The organism is Sphingobacterium sp. HMA12, assembly GCF_002933815.1.
In the GTDB taxonomy this organism is placed as follows: Bacteria; Bacteroidota; Bacteroidia; order Sphingobacteriales; family Sphingobacteriaceae; genus Sphingobacterium.
Genome location: NZ_BEYR01000001.1, coordinates 2,969,669 through 2,989,265 on the forward strand (window position 1 = coordinate 2,969,669; position 19,597 = coordinate 2,989,265).

Annotated in this window: 14 protein-coding genes; 6 read left to right on the top strand and 8 right to left on the bottom strand. The window is 37.4% G+C overall.

Annotated features, from left to right (window positions below; all coding sequences use genetic code 11):
- The first annotated feature begins 192 nt into the window (after positions 1–192).
- Positions 193–876 carry a YceI family protein gene (locus HMAT_RS12785; protein ID WP_104383063.1) on the top strand — a complete coding sequence of 228 codons (684 nt, stop codon included), beginning with the start codon at positions 193–195 and terminating at the stop codon, positions 874–876.
- Positions 877–995: 119 nt separating this feature from the next.
- On the opposite strand, the gene HMAT_RS12790 is transcribed toward HMAT_RS12785, so the two are convergent.
- On the bottom strand, positions 996–2,594 hold the full coding sequence (locus HMAT_RS12790; protein ID WP_158655812.1) for a lipopolysaccharide assembly protein LapB: 1,599 nt from the start codon (positions 2,592–2,594) through the stop codon (positions 996–998).
- A 550-nt stretch (positions 2,595–3,144) separates the two neighbouring features.
- On the bottom strand, positions 3,145–4,674 hold the full coding sequence (locus tag HMAT_RS12795; protein ID WP_104383065.1) for a DUF2931 family protein: 1,530 nt from the start codon (positions 4,672–4,674) through the stop codon (positions 3,145–3,147).
- A gap of 456 nt (positions 4,675–5,130) precedes the next feature.
- On the opposite strand from HMAT_RS12795, the gene HMAT_RS12800 reads away from it, so the two are divergent.
- Positions 5,131–5,682, top strand: coding sequence for an HPP family protein (locus tag HMAT_RS12800; protein ID WP_104383066.1), 552 nt, complete (start codon positions 5,131–5,133; stop codon positions 5,680–5,682).
- Positions 5,683–5,800: 118 nt separating this feature from the next.
- Here the strand turns inward: HMAT_RS12800 and HMAT_RS12805 are convergent, their stop codons facing one another.
- From HMAT_RS12805 to HMAT_RS12825, 5 genes are all read right to left on the bottom strand, one after another.
- Positions 5,801–6,205, bottom strand: a complete 405-nt coding sequence (locus tag HMAT_RS12805) for a VOC family protein (RefSeq protein ID WP_104383067.1) — start codon at positions 6,203–6,205, stop codon at positions 5,801–5,803.
- A gap of 118 nt (positions 6,206–6,323) precedes the next feature.
- Positions 6,324–6,746, bottom strand: coding sequence for a hypothetical protein (locus HMAT_RS12810; protein WP_158655813.1), 423 nt, complete (start codon positions 6,744–6,746; stop codon positions 6,324–6,326).
- A gap of 333 nt (positions 6,747–7,079) precedes the next feature.
- A complete protein-coding gene (locus tag HMAT_RS12815; RefSeq protein ID WP_104383069.1) occupies positions 7,080–7,523 on the bottom strand; it encodes a hypothetical protein in 444 nt (147 codons plus the stop codon).
- 427 nt (positions 7,524–7,950) lie between these two features.
- Positions 7,951–8,754: a DUF6882 domain-containing protein gene (locus HMAT_RS12820; protein ID WP_104383070.1), complete on the bottom strand. Its 804-nt coding sequence runs from the start codon at positions 8,752–8,754 to the stop codon at positions 7,951–7,953.
- A 10-nt stretch (positions 8,755–8,764) separates the two neighbouring features.
- Positions 8,765–9,472 carry a hypothetical protein gene (locus HMAT_RS12825; RefSeq protein WP_104383071.1) on the bottom strand — a complete coding sequence of 236 codons (708 nt, stop codon included), beginning with the start codon at positions 9,470–9,472 and terminating at the stop codon, positions 8,765–8,767.
- Positions 9,473–9,630: 158 nt separating this feature from the next.
- Here HMAT_RS12825 and HMAT_RS12830 point away from each other — a divergent pair, with 158 nt between their 5' ends.
- The 4 genes from HMAT_RS12830 (at position 9,631) to HMAT_RS12845 (ending at position 16,784) form a co-directional block, all read left to right on the top strand.
- Complete coding sequence (locus HMAT_RS12830) at positions 9,631–10,431, top strand: LytTR family DNA-binding domain-containing protein (RefSeq protein WP_233789238.1); 801 nt, start codon at positions 9,631–9,633, stop codon at positions 10,429–10,431.
- A gap of 26 nt (positions 10,432–10,457) precedes the next feature.
- Positions 10,458–12,347 carry a sensor histidine kinase gene (locus HMAT_RS12835; protein ID WP_199768616.1) on the top strand — a complete coding sequence of 630 codons (1,890 nt, stop codon included), beginning with the start codon at positions 10,458–10,460 and terminating at the stop codon, positions 12,345–12,347.
- Positions 12,348–13,334: 987 nt separating this feature from the next.
- A complete protein-coding gene (locus tag HMAT_RS12840; protein WP_104383073.1) occupies positions 13,335–15,782 on the top strand; it encodes an ABC transporter permease in 2,448 nt (815 codons plus the stop codon).
- Positions 15,783–16,157: 375 nt separating this feature from the next.
- Positions 16,158–16,784, top strand: coding sequence for a DUF1062 domain-containing protein (locus tag HMAT_RS12845; RefSeq protein WP_104383074.1), 627 nt, complete (start codon positions 16,158–16,160; stop codon positions 16,782–16,784).
- A gap of 165 nt (positions 16,785–16,949) precedes the next feature.
- Here the strand turns inward: HMAT_RS12845 and HMAT_RS12850 are convergent, their stop codons facing one another.
- A complete protein-coding gene (locus HMAT_RS12850) occupies positions 16,950–19,409 on the bottom strand; it encodes a glutaminase family protein (RefSeq protein WP_104383425.1) in 2,460 nt (819 codons plus the stop codon).
- Positions 19,410–19,597: the final 188 nt, after the last annotated feature.

Consider the following 19,597-nt stretch of genomic DNA (forward strand, 5'->3'; position numbering starts at 1 on the left):
CTTATATATACAAAAATACAGAATTACAGTGTGACAGCATACTATCTTTTTGGAAAGTAGTTTCTTTAAGGAAACTAATACCAAAAATAAACTATCTATACTATACCTTTGTATTGATAATTGAAATGGCATGATTGATGCCGGCTAGGTATAATAATGCAAACATCATAATAAAAATAAAACGATTAAAAAATGAAAAAACAATTAATCTCGGGTTTAGCTCTTATTTTGTTATTCGCATCTTGTCAGAATACAGGTGGCGACAAAGCTAAGACAACATCAGCACAAGAAGTGACTGAACAAAAAGGACAGACTTATACTGTAGACGCAGACAAAAGTACACTAAAATGGACAGGTTACCACAAAGGTGGCTTGAATCCAAGATATGGTGTTTTAAAAAGCGAAGGGACTCTTTCCGCTGAAAACGATGCGATAACAGGTGGTACTTTCACAATTGATGTCAATTCGATCGTAACGGATAGCGCTTCGGTGGATCCAACAACTGCCGGTGGTAAAAAGTCAACAGATTTGGATGCACATTTGAAAAGTGCTGATTTCTTTGATACAGCAAAATACCCAACAGCTAAATTTGAAATCACTAAAGTTGCTCCATTTGATGCTGCTCAAGGAAAAAGTGTCGTTGCTGATGCGACAAATACGGTCAGCGGTAACTTGACAATCAAAGACAAAACAGTAAACGTAACATTTCCTGCAAAAATCACTTTCAACGGTAATGAAGTTACGTTCTATTCTAAATTTACGATTCAAAGACAAGATTGGGGACTTACCTATGGTACTGAAGGTAATCCTCAAGATTGGATGATCGCACAAAATGTTGACATTGAACTTAATGTTACAGCGAATAATACAAAATAGGTTTCTAATAGCTACGACAGCTTCCTAAGATCCTAAATATAAACAAGTAGGCTCTTCACTGAGCTTGCTTGTTTATTGCCTTTGCGCAATAATTATTTTTTTTCTATTGTTTATAATAATCAGCTTGAAATGGTGCGATCGATAGGGATTGATTGCTGATCTTGCGCCCCCATTTTTTTCTTTAGACGTTGTTTTGCCTTTTTGATTGCTTCTATTGAAACACAAAGAAGTTCACTCATGCTGCTATTATTTAGATCTAATTTTTGAAGAGCAAGTATACGCAAATCATTATCTGTTATTTTTGTGTAGTTTTTCTTCATTTGTGACAGGTAGCCCGGATAGACTTTATCAAAAACATGTTTAAATTTAAACCATCTTTCATCAGTCATAATATGGGTTTGCAACATAGCATTTAGGCTATCGGAAACCTGGGCCATATAGGCAGGATTTTGCTCGGAAACTTTAATAATTTCTTGCCTTAGCTGTTGAATAGTTATACCATTTTGCTTAATCGTATCAGTAAATTCACTGAGGGAATCTTTTAAAATCACAAGTTCTTGATCAAGTAATTGTTTCTCATACGCCAGAGTGAGCTGATCCTTCTCCAGCAGAGTATTTCTCATTTTTATCTTTGTTTTTGATTTATTTATTAGCAGCAATATGATCGTGAAGACCAAAATCAAGAAAGCCCCGATAAATTGATATATACGCTTACTGTGAAGTCTTCTTTCTTCAGTAGATTGAATAGTTCGATTATATCTTTCTGTCTCCCGTTGCCACATAATCTTTTGTATCTCCTTATCATTTATCCTTTTTTCTAACGAGTCTTTCAAGGCAAGATAGACATGCAATTGCTTAAGTTCTTCTTCTTTATGATTCAACCCATGAGCAATGTCGGATAGCAATTTTGATGCATCCATCTTATATTTCAAAAAGTAAGGTTTTTCTTCCATCAAATTGATGCCCGATACAACGTGTTGCTGGGCCAATTTCCATTCTTTAAGAGCTAGATACCAGCTTGCTAAATTCAGATGTGCCCGCATGGCATCCTTTCGCTCATCATATCGCATAGAAAGCTCTATATTCTTCCGAACCAAAGCAATTGCTTTTTGCCTGTCGCCCGATTTCCATGCCTGATCAGCAAGATTGCCTGAAATAATACCAATCCATACAGAATCTTTAGCCAATTTTGCTTCTTCCATCGCACGATTTAGATAAATTAGCGCTTGATGATTAAGCGAATCCTTTGCGAGATAAACGGCAATGGCATTTGTCAGATCAACACGCTCTCTGGAGGGACTTTTCGAAAAAGGCAATGCTTCCTGTAAGTAAGTAACTGCACTACCCTGATCTCCAATGTAACTATAAAAATTAGCGACGAATTGATAGTGTTTGACGACCAATGGCATTTTTCGGATATCAATTTTTGACTTCAAATCGTTTGCCCGCAAAAAGAATGGAAAAGCATCCTTTACTTTCCTATACACAAAGTTATAGTATCCCTGCCGCGCATAGCCAGTCATTTCCAATTCAATATTATGATGCTTTTGGAGCAATTCTTCTGCAAGGAGATAATATTGATCTGAAATACCATTCGTTCGATCAAATGCAATGGAATACCCGTCTGCCATACGCATGTAATATCCCCACTTCAATATAAAGTTATTTTTCTCGTTGGCGATTTCTAATACAGGCTGTAGTGATTTTTTTAATGCCAAGGTATCCTTCCCAAAATTGACGGGAAGTTGCAAAACAGCTTCAAGCTGACGAAGGGGGTCTTCCATACGCACTATTTTTTCTATAGACTGTCCAACAGCTATATGCGTATTTTTAATGGTCAGGATGGTTAGAAAAAACAGTAAAAGCAAATAAATTCTCATTCTCAAAAGGTCATTTTTTGTATAAATGGCGAGCTAATAATGTGTCAACTCTCAATAGATCGCAATAATAAATACGGCATAATCAAAATTTGACAAGCTGATTTTACCGGTAGGATTCCCCAGCCGCTATCAGAATAATTTTTTAATGATTTAGCAAAATGGCTAATATTGACTCATAAAACGAGGTTGTTGTTCCTCGTTCACTGTTGTAAATATACAATTTATCTGTGGAAGAGATCGGGCAGATATATTAAAAAATTGTTAGCACAGACAATGTAAAAAATATAGATTTATTATTTTTATATCATTTATTCAAATGAATATATTTTATAATTACAAGGTGCAAAAGACCTTTTAAAATCATAAAGGTATTATAATATCAGGGAAATCAAAACTTCTTACCATATTCAATGATGTTGGTTTCCATAAGTAAAAGCTGGTGTTCACCACTTTTCAATTGTGCCGTTCCCTTGCCATTTTGGATATCTACGGTAATTTCCATTTTGGCCTCTATATTTTTATCGCGATCAAAAAAAGCATTGAATTTTTTAAAAATATCCGCTTCATTAAATTCAAAATTTACAGCGCAACGATTTTGATTTTGATCATACCATTTGATATATATATTCTGTGGAATTCCCCTTTTTTCAACTGTTATATTTTGTATTCTTTCATCGAAAGCAAAACGTTCACCATTAAAATACTGAAAAATAACATCATACGCTTTTATTTCTGGAGCGCTCACAACCCTTGGACACCATGTATAAGCCATTCCTATTTTATTCCAGTAATCATCAGGAACAGGTTGCCCTTTTTTTGCCATCTGTATTGCCAATGGAACGATCAAGGTATCCGTCAATACCTTGTTGCGCCACTCCTGATTGAATAAATCACCATACACCATTTCCTTACTGTCAGAAACCTTCTGATCAACACTAATTTTCTTCGCCTGATATCGACCAATTTCGATCTGACGATAACCCGTTCCAGCAGCCCATATTACCAGCCTCCCACCTGGGGCAAACCCAAAAATAATCTTGTCATAATGCTCTTCAACGTCGCTAGCTGCTCTTCGTTCTATATAAGAATGTTTAAAAAGATTGAGCAATTTGTTGTAGTCTATTGCGTCATGGAATTGGTAAAAAGCATTCTCTGAGAACGAATACCAGGTAATATTAATAGCTTTTGGCAATGACATCATCCGTTTATAGGTTTCAGCACCCGCCTCGCCCCATTTAGCATGATAATTTACGGTATTTCCCTCGCTAAATGTGAACTCATAATTTTCATCTTTCGGAAAGATGAACGTCCCCTTATATAGTTGTACTGGATAGCCTGCAGGATTACTCATTGCGCCAGCCCATTCAAATCGTCCCTCTTTTAAATTATCTGCTTGATCTCTCCGCTCCCGTTCAGCTTCCTTAATCTCACGACCAACAGTAGAAAAAATAGATACGATCACACTGAAAAAAATATAGGCCAAAAAAGTTAGTATCAAAGCTTTCCACGATCGTAGGCCCCAAACGAATGTGATGCTACTGAATAAGCTTAAAAAAACACTCAAAATTAAAATTAAAGGGAACATTTCTGAAATTACTCCGCCTAGATCAGCGTATATCCTGTGCTCATGTTCGTCGCCTAGCGTACTGAAAAATAGTAGCACAGGTAACAATGTGGAAAATATAAAGTAAAATATAAAACTGTAAATGCCTTCAAAAACAATACTTGGCTTGTCAAATACATTGAATTTTTTTCGAAGGTTATTGAAATGAAAATAAATAATGGTAATTAAAAGAAAATAGGGTGAAATACAAAATGCTGCATAAACCAAATTCATATCAGCATCTTGCGTTAACAACATGGCCAATAATCCCAAAAGAGTAATAACAAAGGCTGAGATTGTAGCTTTAAGAACCATATATGGATTTTATTATTTATTGATAAATATATAGCGGTCCTTTGTCTACATTTCGCTCCAAATTCCAAATTTGACAAACAAGAACAACTTTACCCAAAAGTAATAAGAAATGGAATTATAAGTACAGAACAATTCATATTCAATGGAATTCAATACATATTCGCTCTTTTTTTGCAAATCACTTAAACGGTCGATGATCACAACTGTATCCTCCTTATGTCAGATCGGAATGGATAGGTCATAAACCGGATATAGTTTACAAAAAAACCGATAAAGGTTACGACAAACCGGGTGCCCCTACCGGTTAAGCTTCTGCAAAGCACGGCCCTTCAATAAATTCGTCAAAATAGAAGATAGCACAGGCTGCCGAATGTTTAAGTTATAAATATCACAAGGATTAATATAAAAAATATAAAAAAGAACTTCTTAAAATCCCTTATTTTTGCTCAGATCAACATGAAAAATCAACTTCATCGGCAACTCCGTATTTACAGATATGTTATCTATCGGGAAACATTAATAGATCCCTGGGAACATTTTTGGTCTTTTATTGGTGCATTTGTGGGCATATTTATCATCGCTTTTATTCAATCACTTCATTTCCCTCCATTGGAGAATGTTTTTCTGATCGGATCATTTGGCGCCTCCTCTGTTTTGGTTTATGGAGCCATACAAAGTCCGCTTGCGCAGCCCCGAATTCTAATCGGCGGACACGCAGTGTCAGCAATAGCTGGAGTTACTGTAGCACAGCTACTACCCGATATCATTTGGCTCACCGCCCCCTTTGCTGTAGCCCTGTCTATAGTATGCATGCAATATACCCGCACATTACACCCCCCGGGAGGAGCGACAGCGCTAATCGCTGTAAGTAGCGGAACCAAAATTTCCTCTTTAGGATATTGGTATGTATTGAGTCCCGTACTCTCCGGTTGCCTGATTTTATTTATTGTAGCACTTATTTTTAATAATATCACTAAAAATCGACACTACCCTGTTAAAAGATCATGATTACGTCGTTCACGGCGACAACATTTAAAATCACGATTTGAACGAACCAAAGGGACTTCAGTCTAATTCAAATGATCCAATCTCCTTGGTTACCATGTGAGCTCTCTTATTTTCGTCGTTAAGCACCCGGAAATTTGCTCATATCCATATAAAATATCTCCCAGGTATGGCCATCATAATCTTCCACCTTTCTTAATTGCATAAAACCATGATCCATCATTGGCATAGGCTCTATTCCTCCTGCTGCTAGTCCTTTTTCAACAATTTCATTTACCCGCTCCACACTCTCCACCGAAAGTGCAAATAGTGCGGCAATGTGACTTTTTGTATCCGCTATAGGCTTATTGGTAAAGGATTTAAATTTATCATGTGTCATGATCATTACAAAAATATGCTCACTCCATACCATACATTTAGAATCATCATCGCAAAATTGTTGATTTACCTCAAAACCCATTTGAGTATAAAAATCCATTGATTTGTTTACATCTGCTACAGCGAGATTAATAAATACCTGTTTCATCTTTTAAATTTTTAATTGCTATTGATAACACAAAATTGCGCATTATGGTTTACAAAAATCTTGGCCTATGCCAAGATTTAAAGATTCTATAAACATGCTCTGCATTGAGATTCTTGTTTTAATACTTTTCTAATTTAAGTGTAATAAATTGTTCCCAATCACCATTTTCTGCTTGCATATACCAATTCCCCACAAGTATCGAACAGTTATTATTCATTCGCCCATTAAACTTTATTCCATCCCCCTCAATAGTAAAAATGCTATTGGTCAAATTCCCGGTCATTACTCCGCTTTCCCCCCTCGAATTTGCATATTGCATCTTCACTTTATCTCCTGGTAGCATGGTGATCATTTCAAATGTTTCACTACGTTCGTCTCCTATGTTAACATTCGCTTTGTGTAAAATACAGTTTTGATCGAGTATAAACTCATAAGAATCAACACCGACTAAAGATACGGTTTTTGCACCTACCCGTACTTCTCCTGATGTTTTCCAGATACCAATAAATGTGCGATAATTGCTATCTCTAATTTTGTCCATTGTCATAAGATTTAAGACTTTAATCTACGCTATTTATACAAAAATAATCTTCACATAACTATAAACACCTCGCATAAGACAATAAAATTCGCAGCTAATTGAAGTCCCCTGTCAATTGGCAAAAGATGCTACAAAAGCTATATTTATCGAAGTATTGAGGTCATTAGATTCTTAAACAGGAGATCATAATAACTTTGGGAGTTATTTTGCGTTCGAGTGCAAAGAATTTAAGTAGTATTGATCCAAACAAAATATCTTTCCGTCAGAAGCATTATCATTGATCTGTAGGTATCATAGTCATTCATCACAAAAACCTCTATTGGCTTAAATCAGTTATTTGGAAAGTTCGGCGAGTTCGGTCTGGGAGAATATATGCTCCCCCTTGAGATAACTATTCGCATCCTTCAGGTAGATATAAATTATTTTTCTGGCTTCTGGATTAGGCAACTTATATAGGTTATGTACCAAAAACTGTTTATCCCGCAACCGGTCCTTATTGTAGTTCAAAAAAGATGGCGCATGTGTCTGTACACTCCAACGGATAAAACGTAAATCAATATTGTCAGGATATTTAATGATAACCGATTCCAATAATTTCTTACCTTTTTTAAACTGCCCCAACTTCGAAAAGGGATTCCCCATATGCTTTGCCCAAAGGATCTCATAAGCGGCAAGATACCCCTTCTCTGTTGCTGTATTTGCTGTAGCTTCCAGTGTTTTCAAATTGGTCTCACAGAGTTTTTTATCTTTAACTGCTGCAGCATAATCGGCCCGCATTTTGTCTACATTTATTTGACCAAAACAATAAACTGTGCTTAATATAAAAGAGAAAAAAACAAAAAATCGTATTACCATCCCAAATTCAATTAAATAAAATCATGCATTATCGATGCTGAATTTAAACATAAAATGTATTTCCTATCAACCAAACAAATCGTTGTGTTAACCTCAAATTCATCTGTAGTCTTATTCTAGTTCATATAACAATGGATTAAGCGCAAGAGTTTTCTTATTTTTTTCTTTGATCAGAAACCGCTTTCGCATTCGCCCGCCCAAGGCCCATGGCAAACTGACTGTCTCTTTTTAAGCTTCAATGCACACCTATTCATCAAACATTTTTGCATCATAACTTTTGATCACAAAGCCGCCATGCAAGTATTTTGCTTTTCTTGTTACAAGTAAGCATGATAACAGGAGAAAGTTTCTACCCGTTGAGATTAGAAAGACGCGATAACTCATCAAAGTCCGCGGTGATCGTGTTCCCTCCTTTTGTTGCTGTAAGCCTTGATCCCTGTTCCGATATTTTATACCCTTTTTCATTTAGATACTGCTGCAAAACTATCTTATGATCCATTTCAAATTGGGAAATTAACTTCGGAAAGACAGACATTATCCGCAGATGATCATCTTGACGCTGACGGTCTATAAGATCGCTTTTGATCGTCACCAGCATTGCTCCCTGTCCATAATCAGCAATGTAATAAGCACTTGCATCGAACATTCCCGAAGCGATTAAACCAATGCGGTGCAACTCGTCTTTGGAAAAATCAAAGCTACTCCTACTGAGCAGATCAATCCCTTGATCTTCGCCATATTTTTTCAGTTGAAGAGCCTGTTGCATAATATGTTCAGAAAGACCAGATTTGGTATTTGCCCATGCCCAAAGCCAAGTTGCGGACGAATGCGAGAAAGTCCCTAAGACCTGAATCGGAAAATCAAGGTTTGGACCAAAACTGATCTCTTCTTTGGTCATATCTATATTCCAATTATTTTGACCGATGACCGTTGCAAAGTCATACTGTTTATCAAAGGCAATTCCACCAAACCGTTCAATCAGTTCCTGTTCTGTACGATAGGGTAAGCTATCATCGGGCTTCTCTGTAGGCGCAACCTGTTCCACTTTAGCTGCAGGTTCCGCTCCAGTAATAACTTGCTCTACCTTAGCTTCTGCTTCGGTACTCTGACCTGTTTTAGTTCCCTTTCCAAAAAGCTTGTTTAAAAATCCCATAATTGTTTCTCTATTTTTTTAATTCAGCCAACAATTCAACTTTTCTGCTGCTCTCCCCATTAATTGTCAGAACGATTTCATCAATCTGGTTTAAATCAGCTACTATTTTAAGCAACTCGGCTTTTTTATCTACTTTGATTTTCCTATTAATATAAAATTCATGAATATAAAGCGTTTTCAGTTTTGGAATTGTCTTTAGTTCGGCCAGATCTTTCAACTGAAACATATTCGTTAACCGTAATTCACTTAATTGATCCAATTTAGCAAAATCGAATAATTTTTTTGAATTGAGTTCAAACAAAGCAATGCGTTCCAATCCCGAGAAATCACGCAAGAAAGATAAATCCCCCATCTTTGATACCGAGGAAATTTCGAGATTCCGTAATGAGGGCAGATGAGGAACGCTTAAATGATCAATTTTAGAAGTAAAACCTTCCAGTCGCAACGACACTAGCTCCATTCCCTGTACAAAATCCAATGTATTTACAGCTCCCCTATTACTAATAGACAGTAGCTGAAGTGATTGACAATTGGCTAGCGGGGATAAATCCTTAACACTTCCCGCAATTGATAAGCAGCGCAGATTCCTAATTTTTTCAATAAATTTCAGTGAAATGTTCGTATAAAAAAACAGTTCCAATTTCTCAATCTGATCGATGGGTTGATCTTTAAGAAAATCCAAATCTTTCGCACTATTGATCTCGATTGTTAATTCCATGCTACTTATTTTTATGCCTAACTCAAATATAAAGAATACGATAACCAACGAGGTTAGGTATTTACAATCCGTCAAAATCGTTTATGATCCGTGGAACAAATAAATATTAAAGCTGGGTGGTCTGTATCACAGATTGAAAAAAATCGCACAAATTGTAAATGAATAAGATTTTTTTACTCGCAATTATTATTTTTACCGAACAGAATAATAAAAAAATGATAACAGTAGCGATAATAGAAGATGAACCCGCTGTTCGTAAAGAAATTAGTTACCTCATACAAGAGGAAACCGATACAGAACTAATCGGTTGGAGTGACAGCGTCCGAACTGCTGTAAAACTAATTGAAGAAAAGCAGCCCGATGTGATTATGATGGATATTCAGCTTAAGGATGGTACAGCTTTCGATCTTCTAAAAAAACTCAATGTTATCCCACAGAACGTCATATTCATTACAGCATATAATCATTTTGCCATCAAAGCGATCAAGTACGGAGCTTTGGACTACTTGTTAAAACCAGTTGACCAAACTGAATTAAAAGAAGCATTAGAACGCTACCGCCGTCGTAGTGATAATAATCCACAATGGATGCAACAGTTAAATATGGCACAGCATGCAATGCACCATGGCGATTTACCAGAAAGTATTGCTTTGACATCCATTCATAATGTGCGTATTGTTGGTGTTCATGACATCGTCTATTGTAAAGGTGATGGCCCATATACTTTTTTCTTTCTGAGTGACGGTTCCAAAGAACTTATATCCAAACCGCTGAAATATTATGAGGAACTATTACCCGCTCCATATTTCCTACGTACCCATCAGTCCTACTTGGTAAATCGCAAGTATATAACTGGCGTTAACCGTTCCGAGTATATCGTATTAAAAAACAAAGAAGAAATACCTATTTCATCACGACGGAGAAATATAATTTTAACCCAGCTTTTCCCAGAGAAATGAGGCATCTGTTACGAAGTATTTTCTTTTTGCTACTTATTTTACATATTGTAGCTTGCGACAAAAGACCGACTTTTTCTTCCCAAAAACATGACGCTGTTTTAGCACAGCTCAAGGAGCTCGAAGACAAAAAGTTGACTCCCACAAACGGTGACTCACTCAAAAGCGCGTGGCGGCAGCTTGGCGAAAATCCTGATGTAAAAAATGATACTGTAATCTTCGCAAAAGTTAAATACAATACGGCTCGGCTATATGCCATGCTTCAGCAAGATTCCGCAGGTTTTTTTGTGGAGCAGGCACTTGAATTGATCGAACCTACCACTGGTAATCTAAAGTATAAGGCACTTATCTATAACGGCATTGGCAATATCCGCAGTGCCGAAGCGAAGGAACGAGAAGCAGGCTATTACTACAATAAAGCAGCTGCGATTGTTCTCTCAGACAGCACCACAGGACTTTCTGCGGAAGCGAAGTCGGCCATATTGCTCTCTGCTGCACAAAATAATCTGAGCTCCTTTCAGTACAATCTTGCCGAAAAAATGAATCGCGCCGCTCTAGCGCTTTCAGATTCGCTTCCAAAGGAGCATATCAATCGTCAACGTGTATTCGTGCAGATGATTTATACACTAAATTCGTTGCAGAGGCCTGCCAAAGAAATAGCGCCATACCTCCACAAACTAGAGCAACTCCACCGACTATTTCCCGATAAGTATAACATCAGTTTTTTATACGATTCGAAAATACAGTACTTTGAAACGAAACAACAACCAGATTCGCTATTACATTATCAGTTACTGAAAATAAAAATTGATGAGCAGCTAGGCAATATTAAGGAGTCCGCTGTGCTGATGAATAATCTATTTGTAAATTACTGTAATGTCGCATCAATTTATGTACTCTTTAAAAAGCCCGTACAAGCAGTGAAATATATAGTAAAAGCCAAACAGCTTAGAACACAATTCCCTAAATTGATCTTCCCACACAATGAAATACTCTTTCAAAAAAGCCTAGCCGAACTGTATCGTTTACAGGGAAAAAAAGAAACAGCAATTAACGTCTTAGACAACATTGTTCAATTACAGAAAGGTGTTTATCATTCGGAAAACACACAGGCTATTGCCGAAATGAATGCATTGTATCAACTACAGTCCAAAGATCAGTCCATTCGCACATTGAATGAAAGCATTAAGATCAATAAATTACAACTACAGCAAAATCGTCTGTGGCTGGTCATATCCTCTTTGGGTCTAATTTTATTGATTATTATTTTATTCTTTCTATACTATAGTTTCCGTCAGCGACGCCTAAGCGAGGAGAAAGAAAAAATCCTGTTGCAACAGCAATTGCTACGCACACAGATGGAACCACATTTTATTTTCAACACCTTAGCAGCAGTACAAAGTTTTGTACGATTAGATAAGAAAGAAAGTGCCATTAAGTATCTCAATCGCTTTAGTCGTTTGTTGCGGAGCAATCTAGAGCTAAGTCGAGAGAATCTAGTGCCATTACATGAAGAGATCGAAACACTGGAAAACTATCTGATCTTACAGCAAATGCGTTTTGAAGATGCTTTTACCTATCACATTACACTGCCAGACGAACAGGATTTGAGTGCCATCATGTTACCTCCAATGTTGATACAGCCTTATGTTGAGAATGCCCTACTACACGGTATTGACCTCGAAACCTGTCAAGGCAATATCGATATTCATTTTCAGTTGGATGAAGATATTTTAGCTGTGGACATCCTTGATAGTGGCAAGTCTGAACCAAATATCCAAGAAACTCCACATCGCTCGCTGTCTGGAACAATCAGCCACGAACGCATGCAACTCCTAGGCAGAAAGGCGAGCATAAAAATCTTAAAAAATCCCGCAGGAGGGACACTTGTCAAATTGCAAATACCTGTTACATCTTGATTATCTGTGATCAGGCAATGGTTTGCTTATTGATACAATTGGTTTATCTCAACAAATAGGTATATAGACCACGTGTCTAATCTGTAAGAATGATATTACGAATCATAAAAACTATTTACGATTCGTAAATATCACTGTTGTAGCAGGTATTCCTTTCGTAGCTTCGCTAAATCAGCAATGGTATGTACATGAAAATACATTCTTCAATATCGCATGCATTAGACAAATCATAAGTTGCACAATCCTTATTCTTTTAACTAAAAATATTATGGCACAAGAAGTCAATCGTTATCATCCAACCGGCAAAGATAGAACCAAGACGATCTGCGGACAGTACGGTGACCTCAGTGGCATCCAAAGTTGACCCGACGCAAAAACGCTGGTTTGAAATATTAGCAATGAAAAATGAATATAATTGTGCAGGAGGCATTGTACCGACTGTAATATTTCCAATACAGCAAGTCCGAAGAGGATAATGACAAAAAGAGGGATCAGGATGATCACTATATGCGTCAATATACCAAACAGCCGTTAGTATCGAAGCAAGATAAGTTTGGCAGCAAAGCTGTTTCCTCCGCAAGTTTATTTTTTACCAGCTGCAACCAACCTGACGAATCATGCAATCACATTATCTACCATGCGTATCCTGAGACGAGTGACCCTATTAATTATATCCATGTTTCATCATATCGTTGTCTATGGGTAGCAGTGTACGATCAAACGATCGTAGATCAAGTAGATACAAGCACTTTTATTTTTATATCATCAAAATTGACGAACAATAGTGATTAATAATTATAGATTTTGCCAGCGCTGACTGTAACGTATAATTGTCCGCATCTGAACAAAAACATGTTCGAATATGAACAGTCCCTCCATACAACAACAAAACATAAATAATTAAAAATCAAAACATTAAAACAATGGCAAATCAATTGCCATTCTATTTAAACATAAAATATTCATCTATTTATAATTGATACCGTTATGTTAAAAAACTATATAAAAACTGCTTGGAGAAGCTTAAAAAATCAACGCTTCTTCTCGGTAATAAAAATAGGCGGGTTTGCCTTTAGCATAGCGATCTGTATGCTTATTGTTTTATATGTAAAGCATGAGTTGAGTTATGATAAATTTTACAAAGATGCTAACCTACTTTTCAGGGTAGTAGGCGTCATCAATAAAGACAATACTGTTCTAAAAGGGTTATCGCTACCTGCTCCAGCGGGCGCTACTTTAAAAGAAGAATTTCCAGAAATTATTGGCTCCGGAAGATTATTAACAAACCCTCTTTTTGGTGCTGGAACCAATCAAGTCGCCACAACTGGCAATGCTGAACTATTTTCCGAAGAAGGCTTCTGTTTTGCAGATCAAGCGATCATGGATTTCTTCCCAACCAAAACAATCTTTGGTTCATTAAGCCATGCGCTCGACAATCCAAAGACTATTGTAATCACCAAGCGGAAAGCAGCGAAACTCTTTAACGGAAATCCGATCGGAAAACGCATCTATCTAAATAATGATAAATCAAATGAATATTCCATTACAGCAGTCATCGATGATATTCCCACAAACTCCAATCTATATGGATTTGATTTCTTTATGACTTTAAGGGGTTATGAGCCTTATGAAGGGGAACAATTAAATTGGTTAGCCTCCAACTATACAACCTATTTTAAAGTCAGAGAAGGTACCGATATACAACAATTAGAAAAGAAAATCACAAAATCTTACATTCAGGACCATTACAAACCCGCCGTGATTAAAGCAGGTATGACGGTCAATGAAGAGGTTTGGAATACTGCAAGAATGACCTTACAGCCCTTGGAAAAGATTCATCTATATTCCAATGATGTCCAAACTCATAAGATTGAAAGCCAAAATCGTGGTGATATTCGATTGGTCTATATTTTTGGTGGAATAGCGACATTTATATTAATCATCGCAATGATCAACTTTATCAACCTGTCTACTGCCAATGCTGCTACACGTGCAAAAGAAGTTGGTGTTCGGAAGACAATCGGTTCCGGTCGAAAGGCCCTCATTATACAGTTCATGACGGAGTCTTTTTTATACAGTGGAATCTCGATCGCATTTGCCTTATTTTTCGCTGTGCTTCTACTTCCCTTTTTCAATCAGATTGCCGGAAAATCCTTAGTTTTTCCTTGGACGACCTGGTATTTTATCCCAGTCCTTGTCGTCTTCGCTTTATTGATAGCTATTGTATCTGGAATTTACCCTGCAATGTATCTTTCTAAATTTAAACCAATTGCTGTTTTAAAAGGAAACATAAATCTAAAATCTAGCCGCAACTGGTTTCGAAATGGACTTGTTATCTTTCAGTTCGCAACATCTATCATCCTGATCATTGGCACCTTAGTCATCAACCAACAGATAAAATATATTTTAAATAGAGACCTAGGGTTCAACAAAGAACAGGTGCTCATATTAAGAGGAACGGGCACGTTGGATGGAAAGCAAAGGTTACTAAAAAACGAATTAAAGGAATTGTCCAGTGTGGCTTCTGTATCTATTGGTGATTACCTACCAGTTACGATGGACGGTGTAAAACGTAACGGAAATTCATTTTGGAACGATGGTAGACAAAATCAAGATGTAGGTGTAGGCGGCCAAAACTGGATTGTTGATGATGATTATATCTCCACCTTTGGGATCAAAATCCTCGAGGGCCGTAATTTCAACATGAACATGCCAACCGATTCCGCAGCGATAATAGTCAATCAGAAGATGGTAAAAGAGTTGAACATCAAAAATCCGATCGGTGCAAAAATTCGAAATTATGCAACTTATACAATCATTGCTGTGGTCGAAGATTTTATCTTTGGAAACATGCGCAATGAGGATGTTAAACCGTTGGCATTGGTTATTGGTGGTAGCCCGAATATGATATCCATCAGACTTAAATCGGACAAAATGGAGCAGAGCATTCAGGAAATTACCAACGTTTGGAACAAATTCTCTCCAAATCAAAAGATCCAATACACCTTCTTGGATGATGGCTTCGCCATGTTATATGCAGATGTACAACGGACTCAGATTATTGTCTCAACCTTTGCAGGTTTGGCTATATTTATTGCCTGTTTGGGTTTATTTGGACTTGCCGCATTTGTGACCCAGCAACGGACAAAAGAGATCGGCATCCGGAAGGTTCTTGGCGCTAGTTTGCCAGAAATTATAAAATTGTTATCCGCTGATTTTATAAAACTTATTTTCATAGCCATTCTAATCGCCTGTCCTATTGGCTGGTGGGCAATGAACACTTGGTTACAGGACTTCAATTACAGAATCAGTATCCAGGCTTGGATATTTATACTCGCAGGAACCGCCAGCATGGTGATTGCATTTGGAACCATATTTTACCACGCGCTAAAAATAGGACGAATAAATCCGGTCAATAGCTTAAAAGACGAATAAATCCCACTCATACGTTTCACCGGCACAGCGTATTTCATATTGCTGTCGGTGAAATGTTGTTTTTACAAAACCTCTCTTAGTAATTTCAATTAAATTACTTAACTTAGTTTATAGACCAAACGATTACGTTTTGAACACAATTCTTAAATTTATAGTTGCTTAATTAGCCTCACAAACCACAGGCTAATCATTCTTTTATTTGGGTAATCCTATCCAAACAGGCTTTCATTTGATTTTATTATTCACCCAACTGTTATAGCAAATAGTTCTTTTTTGCTACGCAAGCTGCTATCCATACCCTCGTGTTGCAATAGCAGAAACATCGTGAATAATATCAAAAAAATTAACAAAGAATATTAAGCACGACTATAAATAATGCAAAAGGAATATACATGGGCTGTCAGTCCAAACAATACACCACTATTAAAGAAATCATGTAGCCACTGCGATAGTAAACAATTTTATTGCAGTGAAAAATTCAGGATAAATGCACAGAAAAAAAACATCGATGTCTGGTTGATTTACCGATGTGTTAAATGTGACAGCACATACAATTTAACCATATTTTCACGTACCCGACCAACTGCAATAGACAGTATATTGTTCAACAAATTTCAAAATAACGATACGGAACTGGCTTGGAGATATGCATTTTCCGAAGAAATGAGAAGAAAGAATAAAGTTGAAGCCGATTTAGCTACAGTAACCTATGTTTTACAATATGATCAGATTTCAAGCGATGAATTGCTGTCTTTGAATGAAAGGATCTTAACATTTGAGGTTGATTATCCCTTTGACTTTCAACTTAGGTTATCATCCCTCATTCGTACCTGTCTCAACCTCTCCTCAAGACAGCTCGATCAACTAATCACGCAAGAAGCAATCATGGTAACTCGAAAATATTTACAGAAAAAGCATAAGATAAAAGACAAAGATCACATTGAAATTGATTGTAAAAAACTTAAAATTATACTGTGTAACAAGCCCCAAAGTATACGGTAACGGATTGATCTGATCCTCGATTATCTGAAAACAGATAGCCTCAATTTCTGGAATTGTTTTTTTATTAGAAAGCCATAGTCTATCACAAAAAAGGGAACCCGTTGGTTCCCTTAATTTTTCATATTATAATGAAATACTTTTTATAAGGTATTCATATATCTATTTTTACTGAAGTTTATCCGATAGCATCTTCATATAAAAACCGCCTACAACACTACGCGCCTTAAAATTCTCACGTATCCCCGTATTCGCATCGTAAAAATCATTTAGTGGAACACGCGATTCTGTTTGGATCGCATGATTGTAAACCGGGTGCACCAAAGCTTCGAATTCTTCTCTTGTCGGCGCGAAAGTTGCAGTCCACAAAATCCAGTCATTTTTGGTATATGCTTTTCGGCTATCCAATGGAATTCCAAATCTACTTTGTTTGGTAAGGTAATACTTGATCTCCGTGTTGTAGACTTTCTGTGGAAATAGATTTAGTCCCAGCACCTTGTCCCAAATCAGATTATATTTTTGGCTCCAGGTGTTTTTATTGTCAAATGTCAGCGCGTAATGGTCTCCGGCATCTGACATTTCCATCCATTTTGGCACCATCTCCTCCGCTATGGCACGATATTTCTTCGCCGTTTCAGTTTCACCGATCGCTTCAGCCATTTGCGCATAACAGGCAATCCCCACAATAGCCTTTACCGATAAGTTTACGTTACGGGCGAGATGGCCCGCAAAATCATCTGTACATAATTGCGTTTTAGGGTCAAAACCATCTTTTACAAGATAGTCTACCCAAGTGGTAAGCGTCTTCCAGTGCTTCTTTGCATAGCTCACATCCCCCTGCACTTTCGAAATCGCCGCCGTTAAAATAATCATATTTCCAGACTCTTCAACAGGCATCGGTTCGCCATAAGTCTGCCCGTTGGCCAATGGATATGTCCCCAAATCATGTGCTGCCCACGGGTGAGGATATTTACCACTTTCACTAAAGTAAAAGATACCAGTCAACATCCCCTTCAACAATTCCGGATTATAGATCAAGTATAAGGGCGCAGATGGGTAAGTGACATCGACCGTATTAATAAAACCGCCGCTGTTGTTTTCCTTAGACAACCACAACAATTCACCCTGTGGACTTTTTACCAGTGTATGGGCAGCAATACTTTGCCGATAAGCCAATGTTGTTAAATGGGCATATTCCTTGCCTCCTGATTTCAATGCATCTGCATAGACTTCCTTGTCGAAAGCCATACACCTATCCATCACGGAGCGATACTCATTGGCCGCTAATGTGAGCTGATTTTCGATGGTTTCCTTCCCGGAGTTATTCCACCAAGGCCGCAGATCTTTTTCGAAATATTGGATAGCATAAATTTCATCATAGCCAAGTTCAACAAAACGTTCGACTTCTTTGTTGCCCACTGTCCCAAAAGGAATGATTGTATTCAATGATAATGCTGTTCCCCTTGTACTTGTTGACTTGGTACGCCCTTTTCTAAAATCGTCCACTGCCGTTGCCATTGGACTTAAAAACTGCCAGGCCTGGTCCTTTTTTGGTGACGCAATATAGAAATAGCCCCAGTCGATGCGCATATCATCAGCTCCTTTTTGCAAAATAGGCTGTTCGACTGTCCCTGTTTTCAAAATAGCTAAATGATCAGTCTCATATTTTTCAGCAGTGACCTCCTGTGAAGGTTTATACACTGCGATATTGGATGCCGCGCTTAAAAACACTTTAACAGCATGTTGCTTTCCATCATTTGCCTTTACCTGATAAGTAATGTAGGATACAGGTCTAGCCAATAGATTGAGATCATCCATTAATAGCGGCGATGTAAACGTAAGTTTCAGATCAACGTTGCCCGCCTGGAAGTTGTATATGGTACGTGTCGCTGTTACCTCCACATCCTTCTGTACGGCAGTCTGTATTTTAGGCCCGCTCTCTTTAAGCCGATCTACCAAGCCAAAATCAAGATAACGGCCGCCAGCAGTATTTCTTAGGTGGATGGCGATCTGATTCTGTCCGGCTTTAAGATCAGACTTATTTATGGGCAGGTACTGAAAGCTATTTGTCCAACCTGCCTTTTCATAAACTTTTTTTCCATTTAAAAATACCACCACGTTATCATCATGGTTCAATTTTAAGAATAGTTCGTTGATGCGTTGCGGGTCGGTCACATTGAAGGCTCGTCGCACCCATATATCATCCGATTTCCATAGCGTCTTGACATGTCTTTGGTCATCTCCTATGGGAGCAGCGCCTGATTTCCAGTCACTGGCTTTATAAGAAGTTGACTGCCAGTCTCCTGCAGGTTTAGACTCCGTATATTGTACAGTAAATGGCTGATCTTCTGCTGTAGGAAGAATAGTTTTATAACTGGGTTCCTCTTTACCAAGAAAACGATAGATATTACCATCAACATTGATCAGTCCGAGCAGTGAATGGTCAGCTTCCGTCCAGTGTTTGGTCGTCGATGCATTCAGCTGATCCGTCATTGACCAGATACTAAAGTTTGGATTGTGGGTAATCAATGGATAGGCTGGAGCTTTTCTTTGTTGTGCCTGCACATCAAAAAAACTTGATATACAAGCCAGCAAGCAACAAAAACTCACTTTTCCGAGTTTGTTCATCTTAAAAATAGGTTTTTTAAAGGGTTTAATCATATATTTTGATAAAATTAGCGACTTAGTTGTTTTCAGGCATAAAAAAAAATCATTAAAAATGCATGAAAAGAAATATTATGCTTAACAACAAATAACGTTGGAATAACTGACATTCAGCAGCCTCTTCGTATCAATTTATATGCAATTTATATCAA

Bases quoted from the DNA above. Each gene is read 5' to 3' on its own strand.
- HMAT_RS12785 (WP_104383063.1), top strand. From the start codon at position 193: ATGAAAAAACAATTAATCTCGGGTTTAGCTCTTATTTTGTTATTCGCA.
- HMAT_RS12795 (WP_104383065.1), bottom strand. From the start codon at position 4,674: ATGGTTCTTAAAGCTACAATCTCAGCCTTTGTTATTACTCTTTTGGGA.
- HMAT_RS12800 (WP_104383066.1), top strand. From the start codon at position 5,131: ATGAAAAATCAACTTCATCGGCAACTCCGTATTTACAGATATGTTATC.
- HMAT_RS12805 (WP_104383067.1), bottom strand. From the start codon at position 6,205: ATGAAACAGGTATTTATTAATCTCGCTGTAGCAGATGTAAACAAATCA.
- HMAT_RS12810 (WP_158655813.1), bottom strand. From the start codon at position 6,746: ATGGACAAAATTAGAGATAGCAATTATCGCACATTTATTGGTATCTGG.
- HMAT_RS12815 (WP_104383069.1), bottom strand. From the start codon at position 7,523: ATGCGGGCCGATTATGCTGCAGCAGTTAAAGATAAAAAACTCTGTGAG.
- HMAT_RS12820 (WP_104383070.1), bottom strand. From the start codon at position 8,754: ATGGGATTTTTAAACAAGCTTTTTGGAAAGGGAACTAAAACAGGTCAG.
- HMAT_RS12825 (WP_104383071.1), bottom strand. From the start codon at position 9,472: ATGGAATTAACAATCGAGATCAATAGTGCGAAAGATTTGGATTTTCTT.
- HMAT_RS12830 (WP_233789238.1), top strand. From the start codon at position 9,631: ATGAATAAGATTTTTTTACTCGCAATTATTATTTTTACCGAACAGAAT.
- HMAT_RS12840 (WP_104383073.1), top strand. From the start codon at position 13,335: ATGTTAAAAAACTATATAAAAACTGCTTGGAGAAGCTTAAAAAATCAA.
- HMAT_RS12845 (WP_104383074.1), top strand. From the start codon at position 16,158: ATGCAAAAGGAATATACATGGGCTGTCAGTCCAAACAATACACCACTA.
- HMAT_RS12850 (WP_104383425.1), bottom strand. From the start codon at position 19,409: ATGAACAAACTCGGAAAAGTGAGTTTTTGTTGCTTGCTGGCTTGTATA.